Origin of the sequence: Psychrobacillus sp. NPDC093200 (genome assembly GCF_050280345.1) — a bacterium.
Lineage (GTDB): Bacteria > Bacillota > Bacilli > Bacillales_A > Planococcaceae > Psychrobacillus > Psychrobacillus faecigallinarum.
The window spans coordinates 1400020-1413811 of sequence record NZ_JBNNVC010000001.1; the positions used below are offsets into that span (position 1 = coordinate 1400020).

The 13792-nt window shown below is 36.5% G+C and carries 10 protein-coding genes; all 10 read left to right on the plus strand.

Annotation, left to right across the window (positions count from 1 at the left end):
• The first annotated feature begins 55 nt into the window (after positions 1–55).
• The 10 genes from ACQKNZ_RS06820 (at position 56) to ymfI (ending at position 13686) form a co-directional block, all read left to right on the plus strand.
• Positions 56–1723: a ribonuclease J gene (locus ACQKNZ_RS06820; RefSeq protein ID WP_154311096.1), complete on the plus strand. Its 1668-nt coding sequence runs from the start codon at positions 56–58 to the stop codon at positions 1721–1723.
• Positions 1724–1842: 119 nt separating this feature from the next.
• A complete protein-coding gene (locus tag ACQKNZ_RS06825) occupies positions 1843–4152 on the plus strand; it encodes a DNA translocase FtsK (RefSeq protein ID WP_404814863.1) in 2310 nt (769 codons plus the stop codon).
• Between the two features lie 494 nt (positions 4153–4646).
• Positions 4647–5375 carry a GntR family transcriptional regulator gene (locus ACQKNZ_RS06830; RefSeq protein WP_144538105.1) on the plus strand — a complete coding sequence of 243 codons (729 nt, stop codon included), beginning with the start codon at positions 4647–4649 and terminating at the stop codon, positions 5373–5375.
• 42 nt (positions 5376–5417) lie between these two features.
• On the plus strand, positions 5418–6494 hold the full coding sequence (locus ACQKNZ_RS06835) for a BMP family lipoprotein (RefSeq protein WP_144538106.1): 1077 nt from the start codon (positions 5418–5420) through the stop codon (positions 6492–6494).
• A 132-nt stretch (positions 6495–6626) separates the two neighbouring features.
• Positions 6627–8174: an ABC transporter ATP-binding protein gene (locus ACQKNZ_RS06840; protein ID WP_340844321.1), complete on the plus strand. Its 1548-nt coding sequence runs from the start codon at positions 6627–6629 to the stop codon at positions 8172–8174.
• Positions 8164–9210 carry an ABC transporter permease gene (locus ACQKNZ_RS06845; protein ID WP_154311093.1) on the plus strand — a complete coding sequence of 349 codons (1047 nt, stop codon included), beginning with the start codon at positions 8164–8166 and terminating at the stop codon, positions 9208–9210. The genes ACQKNZ_RS06840 and ACQKNZ_RS06845 overlap by 11 nt, the downstream gene beginning before the upstream one ends.
• Complete coding sequence (locus ACQKNZ_RS06850; RefSeq protein WP_144538109.1) at positions 9211–10170, plus strand: ABC transporter permease; 960 nt, start codon at positions 9211–9213, stop codon at positions 10168–10170.
• A gap of 217 nt (positions 10171–10387) precedes the next feature.
• Complete coding sequence (gene yfmF, locus ACQKNZ_RS06855; RefSeq protein WP_144538110.1) at positions 10388–11665, plus strand: EF-P 5-aminopentanol modification-associated protein YfmF; 1278 nt, start codon at positions 10388–10390, stop codon at positions 11663–11665.
• Positions 11658–12962 (plus strand): EF-P 5-aminopentanol modification-associated protein YfmH, encoded by a 1305-nt coding sequence (yfmH, locus tag ACQKNZ_RS06860; protein ID WP_427658689.1) that lies wholly within the window; start codon positions 11658–11660, stop codon positions 12960–12962. The genes yfmF and yfmH overlap by 8 nt, the downstream gene beginning before the upstream one ends.
• Complete coding sequence (gene ymfI / locus ACQKNZ_RS06865; protein ID WP_427658691.1) at positions 12955–13686, plus strand: elongation factor P 5-aminopentanone reductase; 732 nt, start codon at positions 12955–12957, stop codon at positions 13684–13686. The genes yfmH and ymfI overlap by 8 nt, the downstream gene beginning before the upstream one ends.
• Positions 13687–13792 lie beyond the last annotated feature (106 nt).

A 13792-nucleotide genomic window follows, 5' to 3' on the forward strand; every position in this document is an offset into this window, starting at 1 on the left:
CGATATAATAAAAAATAGTGGATGTTGGTCGGGTTAACAATTAGGAGGAAAAGAATTGGTAAAAGTTAAAAATGAACTTATTCGTATTATACCGCTCGGTGGAGTTGGCGAAATCGGTAAAGCGATGTACGTAGTAGAAATAGACGATGAAATCTTTGTAGTAGATAGCGGTCTTATGTTCCCGGAAAACGAAATGTTGGGTATTGATATCGTCATTCCTGATATTACGTATTTAGAGGAAAACAAAGATCGGGTTAAAGGAATCTTTTTAACGCATGGACATGAAGACGCAATTGGCTCTATTGCTTATTTACTGCAAAAGATTCAAGCGCCTGTATATGGCTCCAAGCTAACTATTGCTTTGGCAAAAACTCATGTAAAGGCAATGCCAGCAAAGCAACAAGTAAAGTATTTTGAAGTAACAAATAAAAGTCGAATGAACTTCCAAAACACACACGTAACATTTTTTCACACAACACATAGTATCCCGGATTCTTTAGGTATCGTATTCCATACTTCTGAAGGTGCTATTGTGCATACAGGAGAATTTAAGTTTGATCAATCTGCTAGAGGGAAATACCGCCCAGATATAGCAAAAATGGCAGGACTAGGAGAAGAAGGCGTGTTTATCCTCATGTCTGATTCAACAGAAGCAGAAAGACCCGGATATACAACATCAGAAGCAGTTATTGAAAACCAATTATCAGAAACATTCCACGCTGCTAAAGGTCGTATTCTTGTATCTCTTTATGCATCCAATTTTATAAGAATTCAACAGGTATTTGACAAAGCTGCTGAGACTGGCAAAAAAGTTGCTATTGCAGGAAAAAGCTTAGAGAATATCTTTGCTATAGGTTTAGACTTAGGTTATTTTACTGTCAAAGAAGAAACTATGATTCCGATAAAAGAAATCTCTAAATATAACGATGAAGATATTGTAATTATCGTTTCTGGTAATCAAGGAGAACCTTTAGAGGCTTTAGAGAAAATGGTTCGCAAGCATCATAAGGATATTAAGATTAAAGATACGGATACTGTACTTATAACATTTACACCATCTCCAGGAATGGAAGTTGGAGTATTTAATACGATGAATCTTATCGCAAAAGCTGGAGCAAAAGTTTTGACCTCTAGTAAAAATGTCCACGTATCAGGACATGGTAGTCAAGAGGATTTAAAAATGATGTTAAACCTCACAAAGCCTAAATACTTTATTCCAATTCAAGGGGAGTATCGTATGCTGATAGCTCATTCTAAATTGGCTCAGGACTTGGGGATGGCAAAGTCAGAAATATTTATAGCTGATAAAGGCGATATTGTAGAATACAAAAATGGAAAAATTAGAATGAGTGGAAGAGTACAAGCTGGCAACGTTCTAATAGATGGGATTGGCGTTGGAGATGTAGGTAACATTGTCTTAAGAGACCGTAAACTATTATCTCAGGACGGAATCTTTATCGTAGTAATTACACTTAACCGTGCTCAAAAGAAAATAGCTTCAGGACCTGAGATTCTATCAAGAGGTTTTGTATACGTAAGAGAATCAGAAGAGTTAATGGATGAATCCGCTAAATTAGTAAGAACAATTGTTGAAAAATATGTGAATAAAGAAACGTTTGAATGGACAAACATTAAACAAGAAATCCGTGATACGCTAAATTCATATTTATTCCAACAAACGAAGAGACGTCCGATGATTATTCCAATTATAATGGAATATTGATATCTAAAATCAGGATTTCCTTTCCCATTGTGGAAGGAAATCTTTTTTATCTTCTGAAGCTGTTATATTTTACCTGTTAAGTGCATGCTATTGGAAAAGATTATTTTTAAACAAAGTAGGTGACATTCGTGGCAAAGAAGAAAACTAAAAAGAAAGTCAAAAAAAACAAGAAAAAATCACTTCATCCATTAATGTTTGAAATTATAGGACTTCTCATATTGGGAATCGCTGTAATTTCTTTCTTTGAATATGGCCTAGTTGGCGAAGTTTTCGCGTATATAGGCTATTTCTTATTTGGTAACTGGCATATTGCAATACCGTTTATGTTCGTTATTTATGCTTTTATAATTATGATAAAACAAACGTTTCCACCATGGAATCATCGTTTGCTGTTAAGCGGTGCATTTATTTTGAGCAGTTTATTAATATTTAGCCATTTAGCACTCTTTGAGCAATTGTTTGAAGGAAAGGCATTAATGTCAAACTCTGTATTAAGGGAAAGTTATAGAGTATTAGTTGAAAGTGGAGGAATTTCAAACAGAAGTAGCTCACTTGGCGGAGGTATGATTGGTGCTATATTGTTTGCATCATTTCATGTGTTGTTTGACTCTGCAGGTGCTAAAGTTATTAGCTGGCTCTTACTTTTAATTGGTATCGTTTTATTAACTGGAAAAGCATTAGTTCCCTACTTAGTAGAGATATCACCTAAGATGGCAGAAAGCTTTAAGAAAAGAGCGAAAAAAGAAAAGCAAAAACCAGCAACAGAGACCAAAAGAGTTTCTCGTAGATCTCGTAAGGATGCAGTAGAGGAAGAGGCTGAGCAAGCTGTTACTATACATGACATGAATCCTGGGCAACAGGAAGAGCCAGAAGTAGCATCCGCTCCTATCATCTCTGCATTCACTGAAAGAATTACGAGAAGAGAAGATCCTGCTGAACAAACAGAACCAACTGAACCTATAGAGATTAACATGGATGCTGATGAACTTGAAAATGAAGATTATCAGCTGCCTAGCATTAATCTGTTGGATTCTCCAGAGCATAATGACCAAAGTGGAGAGTTAAATGCTATACAAGCAAATGCTAAAAAATTGGAGCAAACTTTCTTAAGCTTTGGTGTAAAAGCTAAGGTTATGCAGGTCCACCTAGGTCCAGCGGTTACTAAATATGAAGTTCTACCTGACGTAGGTGTCAAAGTTAGTAGAATTGTGAGCCTTCATGATGATTTAGCACTGGCGTTAGCAGCTAGAGATATTCGAATTGAAGCACCAATTCCTGGAAAATCTGCTGTAGGGATAGAAGTACCTAACAAAGAGGTGGCAATAGTCAGCCTGCGAGAGGTATTGGAAGCAAAAGAGAACAATAAGCCGAGCCAAAAGCTATTGATAGGTTTTGGCCGAGATGTAACAGGACAGGCGGTATTAGCCGAGTTAAACAAAATGCCCCATCTACTTGTGGCGGGTTCTACTGGAAGCGGGAAGAGTGTATGTATTAATGGGATTATTACAAGTATCATGATGCGAGCAAAACCGCATGAAGTGAAAATGATGATGATTGATCCTAAAATGGTTGAGCTAAATGTCTATAATGGCATTCCACATTTATTGGCACCTGTAGTAACCGATCCGCGAAAAGCATCACAGGCACTAAAGAAAATCGTTTCTGAGATGGAAAGAAGATATGACCTGTTCTCTCATACAGGAACTCGTAATATCCAAGGCTATAATGATCATATTGAAAAATGGAATGAGGAAAATGAAGAGAAGCATCCAAAGCTCCCGTTTATTGTAGTAATTGTAGATGAGCTGGCTGACTTGATGATGGTAGCTTCAAGTGATGTAGAAGATTCTATTACACGAATTGCACAAATGGCTCGTGCGGCAGGAATCCATTTAATAATAGCAACACAAAGACCAAGTGTTGACGTTATTACAGGTATTATCAAAGCTAATATACCTTCAAGAATTGCATTTGCAGTATCTTCATCCGTAGATTCTCGAACTATTCTAGATATGGGTGGCGCAGAAAAACTGCTTGGTAGAGGGGATATGTTATTTCTGCCAGCAGGAAGCTCTAAGCCGGTTCGAGTACAGGGAGCTTACTTATCAGATGCCGAGGTGGAAAGAATTGTCGACTTTGTAATTGAACAACAAAAGGCCAATTACCAAGAAGAAATGATTCCAGATGAAGTGGAAGAATCACAAGAGCAGCTGGATCGTGATGATTTATACGATGATGCTGCGCAGTTGGTTATGGAAATGCAAACGGCATCTGTTTCCTTAATACAAAGACGTTTCCGTGTAGGTTATTCTAGAGCAGCTCGAATAATTGATCAGCTTGAGCTGGGTGGAATCGTAGGACCTTATGAAGGAAGTAAGCCAAGACAAGTGTTAATATCGAAACAAGAGTATGACCAAGATACTCTGTGAGAAATTAATGCGTATAGAAGACTTATTTTAATGCTCGATTTTTATAATACGAAGCAAATTTTATTAAAAAACTAAAGAAAGATAATCGAGAGGCATTTTCTCGGTTATCTTTTTTATTTATGTTTTATATATAAGCACTATAGAAAAAATATGAAATTACTGAATCTATATTTCGATAAAAGTATACCTGTGATATTACTAACATCCAATTGAATTATAATTCTCTATCCAAAAAAACTTTTTTAGACTAAAATAAAGTAAAGAATACAAATATCGAAGAATTCAGTGTTTATAAGCTTTTTGGCAATTAGTATCACACATTAATCCATATATTATGACAAAATGATTACATTTATATAATATTAGTATAAATTCTTTTCTAATATTCGAAAATAAAGTATTTATTTAAAGGATTAAAAATGTTATAGTATGTACTGATTAGTAGGAAAGTTTTACATCAGAGGTCTGATCTCTTCATAATGGTGGTGTTTTAAATGACAATAAAAATGGATCAAAGGCATTTGTACCTACAAGTGATCGATCGTCTTAAACAAGACATTGAAAAGGGGATATTCAAAGAAAAGGAGAAATTACCTTCTGAATTTGAATTAGCCAAGCTCCTTGGGGTTAGTCGAGCGACTTTACGTGAAGCTCTACGTGTGCTGGAGGAAGAAAATATTATCGTAAGAAGACATGGCGTAGGAACCTTTGTTAACTCAAAGCCAGTTTTTACATCGGGGATTGAACAGCTCTCCAGTGTTTCGACGATGATTCGAAACGCAGGCATGGAGCCTGGTACTATTTACCTTAGTTCTATGGAATCAGCTGCTTCGGAGGATGATAGCAAACGTTTCCAATGTGTGGAGGATGCAACTATCGTCACGATGGAACGTGTCCGAACTGCAGACGATGAGCCAGTAGTGTATTGTGTCGATAAAGTTCCACAAGATTATTTGCCGACGGATTTTCTAATTAGAAAAGAAGGATCCATTTTTACTGCTTTGGAGGAAACAGGGGACATTCGTATTTCGCACGCAGTCGCTTACATTGATCCAGTGGGATATCATGAAGTAGCTACGCCGACTTTAAATTGTGAACCAGAGACTTCATTGCTAGTTTTAAAACAACTTCATTATGATGAGAATGATCGTGTAGTTTTATATTCGAAAAATTATTTTCGAGCTGATAAATTTAGCTTTCATGTAGTTCGGAAAAGGGTGTAGAAATAGTTCCTGCTAAGAAGAAAAATAATGGGGGTTTTCAAGTTGACAAAACGTAAATTTGGTTTAGGCTTATCACTTGTATTAGCTGCTGGTACTATTCTTGGAGCTTGTGGTTCTAAAGATGAAGAGAAGACTGACGAAGGTTCAAACACTGGCAGTGGAACAGAAGAAAAAGTAGATTTCTCTTTAGCAATGGTTACTGACGTTGGTGGAGTAGATGACAAATCATTTAACCAACTAGCTTGGGAAGGTATTGAAGCATTTGGTAAAGAGCATGGCCTTAAAAAAGGTGATGGCGGTTATGATTATCTTCAATCTCAATCTGATGCAGATTACATCAATAACATTACTAACCTAGTTCGTCGTGATTTTGACGTAGTTTATGGTATCGGTTTCTTGATGGAAAAGCCAATTGGAACTATTGCTAGTCAACAACCAGATGCTCAATTAGCTATTATTGACTCTATAGTTGATGCTCCAAACGTAGCTTCTGTAATGTTTAAAGAACAAGAAGGATCGTTCCTTGCAGGAGTTGCTGCAGCATTAATGTCTGAATCAAAACAAATTGGTTTTGTTGGTGGAATGGAGATTCCTGTTATTGAACGCTTCGAAGCAGGATTCCTTGAAGGTGTTAAAGCAGTTGATCCATCTATTAAAGTAGACGTTCAATATACTGGTAAGTTTGATGATGCAGCTCTTGGTAAAACAACAGCTAATCGTATGTACTCTTCAGGCGTAGATATTATTTTCCACGCAGCTGGTGGTACTGGTAATGGTGTATTTGCTGAAGCAAAAGAACGTAAAACTAAAGATGCTAATGCTAACGTATGGGTAATCGGAGTTGACTCTGACCAATACGAAGAGGGTGCAGTTGGAGATACTAACGTAACACTTACTTCTATGCAAAAACGTGTAGATGTTGCAGTACAAAACATTGCAAAAGAAGCAATGGATGGTAAATTCCCTGGTGGAAAAACAGTTACTTACGGTTTAGCTGAAGAAGGCGTTCAACTTGCTGATTCTCGCGGAGCTATTCCGGATGATGTTTTAGCAAAAATTGATGAGTATTCTAAAAAGATTGCTGCTGGTGAAATCGTAGTTCCTGAAACTGTAGAATAATTTGACTTAACATCATAAAGACCGACTTGCTCGGTCTTTATGATATTTTAAATTAGTAGAAGAAAGATTTTAAATATTTAAAGTCTTTCCTGTATTAATTTAGTACTAGTATTCAAGTAGGGAGTGAATTCATTGGATTATGTAATAGAGATGCTAGGCATTCGGAAAGAGTTTGGATCGTTTGTAGCAAATGATAATATAACCCTTCAATTGAAGAAGGGAGAAATACATGCTCTTTTAGGTGAAAATGGAGCAGGAAAATCCACTCTAATGAATGTTTTATTTGGTCTATATCAGCCTGAAGGCGGAGAGATAAAAGTTAGAGGTAATTCTGTAAAAATTACCGATCCAAATGTTGCTAATGATCTTGGAATTGGCATGGTTCATCAGCATTTCATGTTAGTAGAAAATTTTACAGTTACTGAAAATATTATTTTAGGTAACGAGCCGACAAGTGGCGGAGTAGTTAATATTAAAGATGCTGCACGTAAAATTGAACAGCTATCAGAAACTTATGGATTAAACGTAGATCCATATGCAAAGATTGAAGATATTTCAGTTGGAATGCAGCAAAGGGTGGAAATTTTGAAAACGCTTTATCGTGGAGCGGAGATCCTTATTTTTGACGAGCCAACTGCTTCACTAACTCCACAAGAGATTAATGAGCTTATACAAATTATGAAGCGCCTTATTAAAGAAGGTAAATCTATTATTCTAATAACTCACAAACTAAAGGAAATTATGGATGTTTCTGATAGAGTGACAGTTATTCGTAAAGGTAAAGGGATTGGGACTGTAATAACAGCAGAAACAAATCCAAATGAATTGGCATCTCTAATGGTCGGTCGTCAGGTCGAATTTAAAACAGTTAAGGGAGAAGCTACTCCTAAGGAAGAAGCGTTAATTATTAATGAGTTAGTGGTAACTGATTACCGTGGGATTGAAAAGGTAAAAGGATTAAACTTAACTGTTCGTAAGGGTGAAATTCTAGGACTTGCAGGAATTGATGGGAACGGTCAAAGTGAGTTGATTGAAGCCATTACTGGTCTTCGTAAATCTAAAAGCGGATCTATCTTTGTAAATGGACAAGATGTCACAAACAAAAAGCCTCGTAAAGTAACTGAGGCGGGAGTAGGACACATACCACAGGATAGACATAAGCATGGTTTAGTTTTAGATTTTCCAATCGGTCATAATATTGCACTACAAACCTATTATTTAGAGCCTATTTCTAAAAGAGGAATCATTAATTATAAAAAAGTTTCTAATTTAGCTCAAAAAATTATTAAAGAATATGATGTTCGTACACAAGGAGAGCACACATTAGCTCGATCCTTATCTGGAGGTAATCAACAGAAGGCTATTATTGGTCGTGAGGTTGTCCGTGATCCTGAGCTTTTAATTGCAGCACTTCCTACTCGTGGTCTTGACGTAGGAGCCATTGAATTTATTCATCAGCGTTTAATAGAGCAAAGAGATAAAGGAAAAGCAGTTTTACTTCTTTCGTTTGAATTAGATGAGGTAATGAATGTATCTGACCGTATTGCCGTTATTTATGATGGGCAAATTGTCGATACACTTTCTCCTAAAGAAACTACTGAGCAAGAGCTTGGTCTATTAATGGCTGGACAAACTAGAAACAAAGACAACAAACAGGGGGATGTAGAGCATGTCGAATAGAGTAGTAAATATACTTGTCCCTGTTATTTCTGTAATACTAGGGTTAATCGTCGGCGCGATTGTCATGCTAGTAAGTGGATATGATCCTATACTAGGATATTCAGCGTTATGGGAAGGTATATTTGGTGACGCTTATAGAATTGGTGAAACAGTACGCCAAATTACACCTTACCTATTATCAGGGCTTGCGGTAGCATTTGCATTCCGAACAGGTTTGTTTAATATCGGTGTAGAAGGTCAATTACTAGTAGGGTGGTTTGCAGCTACTTATGTTGGAATTGCATTTGACCTACCGATGTATATTCATCTTCCTTTAGCCGTTCTTGCAGCAGCAGTTGCAGGTGGGTTATGGGCTTTCCTTCCGGGGTTATTAAAAGCAAAGCTACAAGTTCATGAAGTAATTGTAACGATTATGATGAACTATATTGCACTCCATACAACTAATGCACTTATTAAAATTGTTGCGGATGGCGGAGACAGTACCGAAGCGATTAAACCAACAGCTTCACTTACATCCGCTTTCTTCCAAAGCATTACTGATTACTCTCGTTTACACTACGGAATTTTCATTGCGCTAGCAATGGTTTTAGTTATGTGGTTTATTTTAGAAAAAACAACTACTGGTTATGAACTGAAATCAGTAGGTTTCAACAAACATGCTTCAGAGTATGCTGGGATGAATGTTTCTAAGAATATTATTCTATCAATGGTTATCTCAGGTGCTTTTGCTGGTCTAGCTGGTGCTATGGAGGCATTGGGTACATTTGGTTACGCAAGCTCAAAGGGTGCCTTTACTGGTATCGGATTTGATGGAATCGCCGTAGCTTTACTTGGGGCGAATACACCTCTAGGAGTAATTTTTGGTGCTACATTATTTGGCTCGCTTAAATATGGAGCAACCAATATGCCGAACGCAGCGGGAGTACCAATAGAAATCGTATCGATCGTTATTGCGATTATTATTTTCTTCGTTGCATGTGGATATGTCATTCGCTATTTCCTTGAAAAGATTAGTAAGAAAAAGGAGGCGAACTAAATGAGCTTTTTAGACGTATTATATTTCATTATTCCATCAGCAATTTTCTATGCAGCCCCTTTGGTTTTCACAGCTATTGGAGGAGTTTTCTCTGAAAGATCAGGTGTGATTAACATCGGACTTGAAGGTATGATGGTTATGGGTGCCTTTATCGGGATTATTTTTAACTTAACGTTTGTAGATACTTTTGGTTCTATGACTCCGTGGGTTGCTGTAATTGCAGCAATGCTTGTTTCTGGTCTATTTGCATTACTTCATGCGGTGGCTTCTATTTCATTTAGAGCTGACCAAACGATTTCAGGGGTAGCAATTAACATGCTAGGTATTGCGATTGCCTTGTTTTCTGTAAAAATGATTTATGACAAAGGACAAACAGATTATATTGAAGAACGCTTTATCCGTTTTGATATCCCTGGTTTAAGTGAAATACCTATAATCGGTCCAATGTTATTTAAGGATGTTTACTCTACTTCTATATTAGCTGTTGCAGTAGCAATTCTTGCTTGGTTTGTTATTTATAAAACTCCATTTGGACTCCGTCTTCGTGCTGTAGGTGAACATCCGATGGCTGCAGATACAATGGGAGTTAATGTTAAGAAAATGCGTTATATTGCGGTAGTACTATCTGGTATGTTAGCAGGTATTGGTGGAGCTGTTTATTCTCAATCAATTTCTGGGGAATTCAGTCATACAACAATTAACGGTCAAGGATTCATGGCACTAGCAGCTATGATTTTTGGTAAATGGCATCCGCTTGGTGCACTAGGAGCAGCATTATTCTTCGGGTTTGCACAAGCATTAAGTATTGTAGGAGGTCAAATTCCTTACATTGATCAAATTCCAAGCTTTTATTTACACATTTTACCGTATGTATTAACTATTCTTGCTGTAGCTGGATTCATAGGAAAAGCTAATGCACCTAAAGCAAGTGGAATTCCATACATTAAAGGGAATAGATAAAAATATATTAGTTGAGTTATTTTCATATAATAATGACTTTTGAAATTGATTCAACTAGTAAGTTTTTAGGCATTAAATGGGACAACTAATAAAATAATCTTATTTATGTAAAAGGGACCAATCATTTGGTCCCTTTTGTTTGTATTGATATAATTAGAAGATGTATAGTGAAAAGGTATATGAGCAACACTAGAAAGAAAAAGGGGGAATTATTTTCATGTTTCAACATTTTGAATTAGCCAAAGGTGTTCAGCTTTATATAAGACCTACTGAGCAATTTAAGACCATTAATATTTCTTTTAAATGGAAAAAACCATTAACTGTAGAAACAGCAGCTATTCGTGCTGTCTTAGCAAATGTGCTGCAGTATAGTAATGCAGAATATCCTACCTACGCTTCTTTTAGAAAGCGATTAGATGAATTGTTTGGAGCTATTTTATATTTTGATACATCTAAAAAAGGTTTAAACCATATTTTTTCTTTAAATGCTGAAACGGTAAACGACGCATATTTGTCTAATGAAACTGTAGTTGATGAGGTACTTTCATTACTGCAGACAGTTCTTTTTAAACCGAACTTGGACAACGGGAAATTCGTAGAGTCAGTAGTAAAAAGAGAGAAAGAGCAAGTTATAGAGCGTATCCAGTCAATGTATGATGACAAAACCCGCTTTGCACAACAAAGATTACTTGAGAATATTTTACCCAACCATCCTGCCTCAATTAGTGCAAATGGTAATGTGGAAACAGTAAAACAAGTGACTAATGAGCAGCTAGTTGAAATGCATCAAACTTTGCTTACTAAAGAACCACTGTCAATTTATATTGTAGGAGATGTAAATGTAGAAGAAATGAAAGCTAAAATTGGAGAGTATTTCCCATTTGAAGGCCGTTCTGCAGACATCCCTAAAGAAACCGAAAGTGCTGTTTCAACTATCAACACAGATTTTGTCCATGAAAAACAAGACATGAAGCAGGGGAAATTACATATTTCTTATCGTACTCCAGTCACGTTTTACTCTAAAGAGTTTCCAATCATGCAAATTACTAATGGTATTTTGGGAGGCTTTGCACATTCAAAAATATTTATGAATGTGCGTGAAAAGGAAAGTATGGCATATTATGCTTCTAGTAGCTTTTCTTCTCTTTATGGCCGTATTTTTGTTCTTGCAGGGATTGATCCTACAGTAGAGGAAAAAGCAGTAGCATTGATAGACGAACAGTTAAAAGAGATGCAAAATGGAGAAATAACAGATTTAGAAATCAATCAAACAAAATCAATGCTTAAAAACCAACTAAAAGAATCCCTTGACTCTGCTAGGGCACAAATAGAAATCTATGATCAATATAAAGAACTTGATGAATCCTTCACAGTGGAGAACTGGACAGCTAAGTGGGAAAAAGTAACGAAGGAGCAAATTCAAGAGATGGCAACAAACATCCAAAAAGAATTTGTCTATTTCTTATCTGGTAAGGACGGTGCAGACAATGAATGAAACTCACTTTGAACAATTAGAAGAAACGCTCTACCATGAAGAACTTTCTAATGGATTAAATGTTTATATTTTGCCAAAGAAAGGCTTCTCTAAAACTTATGTAACCTTTACAACAAAATACGGTTCAATTGACCGAGAATTTATCCCACTTGGAAAAAAAGATCCTGTCATAGTGCCTGACGGAATAGCCCACTTTTTAGAACATAAAATGTTTGAAAAAGAAGAAGGGGATGTTTTCCAAAAATTTAGTGAAAACGGGGCTTCTGCTAATGCATTTACTTCCTTTACTAGAACCTCCTATCTGTTTTCTTCTACTGACAATATTTTAGAAAACACAAAAACTCTTCTTGATTTTGTACAGGAGCCATATTTTACTGAGCAAACGGTGGAAAAGGAAAAGGGTATAATCGGCCAAGAGATTACAATGTACGATGATCAGCCGGACTGGCGTTTATACTTTGGAACGATTGAAAATATGTATAAGGAGCATCCGGTGAAAATTGACATCGCAGGAACAATCGAGTCAATTAGCCATATTACAGCGGAACATTTATACGAGTGCTACAATACTTTCTATCACCCATCTAATATGGTGCTGTTCGTAGTGGGAGCAGTAGATCCTAAAGAGATGATGGAGTTTGTAAAAGATAATCAAGCGAAGAAGGATTTTAAAGCTCCTGAGGAAATTGTTCGTTTTTATCCAGAGGAGCAAACGCAGGTGGATAAAAAAGAGCGTACACTAAAAATGGATGTCCAAAAATCCAAGCTTCTATACGGTGTCAAATCGAGTAATGTTAATATTACTGGGGAAGAGATGCTAAACTATGAGTTGGCAATGCAAGTTGCTGTTGAACTTATATTCGGTAGAACCTCTGCCTTTTTCCAAGATGTATATGAAAAAGGATTAATAGATGAATCCTACAGTGCAGACTTCTCGATGGAAGAAGGGTATGGTTTTGCGATGATTGGTTCAGATACTGCTAACGTGGATGAACTTAGTCAGAGTATAAAGGAAACTATTAACAAGTTCGCAACAAATTGGACATTTGAAGAGAAAGACTTAAAACAAATTACAAGAAAAAAAATCGGGCATTTCTTGAGAGCCCTCAATTCTATTGAATATATTGCAAACCAATTTACGCGCTATAAATTTAATGATATGAATTTATTCGACGTAGTTCCTGCTTTAGAAAATCTGAAAATGGAGCAGGTTAAAACAGCTTTTGAAGCGTTTAAGGACGAAAATACACATACCGTATTTAAGATTATTCCTTCGAAAGAAATAAATAATGGATAAAAGATTTGCGTTAGTAGTAGGAGCATCTGGAGAGATAGGGATTGCAGTCAGCCATAGCCTGGCAGAGTTGGGATGGTCCTTATACCTTCATTTTGCTAGCAATAAAGAAAAAATGGATGAACTTTTAGCTACTTTGAATCTTGCTTATCCTGAACAGGAATTTATATCTATTCAAGCTGACCTCTCAGACTCTAATGCAATAGAAATAATGGCAAATTCTATATTCACATTGCAATCTGTAGTATTTGCCCAAGGGCATAGCTTGTATAAAGGACTGGAGGAAACTGCTTTAAATGAAATTCAGAAGCTTTTCCAAGTTCATATTGAGCATCCAATGTTTTTAGTTGGGAAGTTATCTCCGAAGCTACGTAAACATGAGCATAGCTCAATCATCTTTGTTGGCTCTATTTGGGGGGAGACAGGCGCTTCCTATGAAGTTGCCTATTCTGCTGCCAAGGGTGCTCAGCATGCTTTCGTTAAGGCTTATGCGAAAGAGGTTGCCATGCAGAAAACAACGGTGAATGTGGTCGCTCCAGGTTTCATTGATACGAAAATGAATGCTCATCTAGACGAAGAATCACGAAATCTTATATTAGAAGAAATTCCTTCAGGTGTATTCGGTAACCCACAGGACGTAGCGAATGTCATCGCCTTTTTGGCTAGTGAAAAAGCATATTATATTACCGGCCAAATTATCCGAGTAAATGGTGGATGGTATATTTAAGTAAAAGAAAAGAGAGAATTGCCTCTCTTTTCTTTTTTCCTTTTATTCAGGTATAAAATCATATATGATAGAACTATTAATGAAGTGAAAACGTCATTCTAAACAG

Bases quoted from the DNA above. Each gene is read 5' to 3' on its own strand.
- ACQKNZ_RS06830 (WP_144538105.1), top strand. From the start codon at position 4,647: ATGACAATAAAAATGGATCAAAGGCATTTGTACCTACAAGTGATCGAT.
- ymfI (WP_427658691.1), top strand. From the start codon at position 12,955: ATGGATAAAAGATTTGCGTTAGTAGTAGGAGCATCTGGAGAGATAGGG.
- yfmH (WP_427658689.1), top strand. From the start codon at position 11,658: ATGAATGAAACTCACTTTGAACAATTAGAAGAAACGCTCTACCATGAA.
- yfmF (WP_144538110.1), top strand. From the start codon at position 10,388: ATGTTTCAACATTTTGAATTAGCCAAAGGTGTTCAGCTTTATATAAGA.
- ACQKNZ_RS06845 (WP_154311093.1), top strand. From the start codon at position 8,164: ATGTCGAATAGAGTAGTAAATATACTTGTCCCTGTTATTTCTGTAATA.
- ACQKNZ_RS06850 (WP_144538109.1), top strand. From the start codon at position 9,211: ATGAGCTTTTTAGACGTATTATATTTCATTATTCCATCAGCAATTTTC.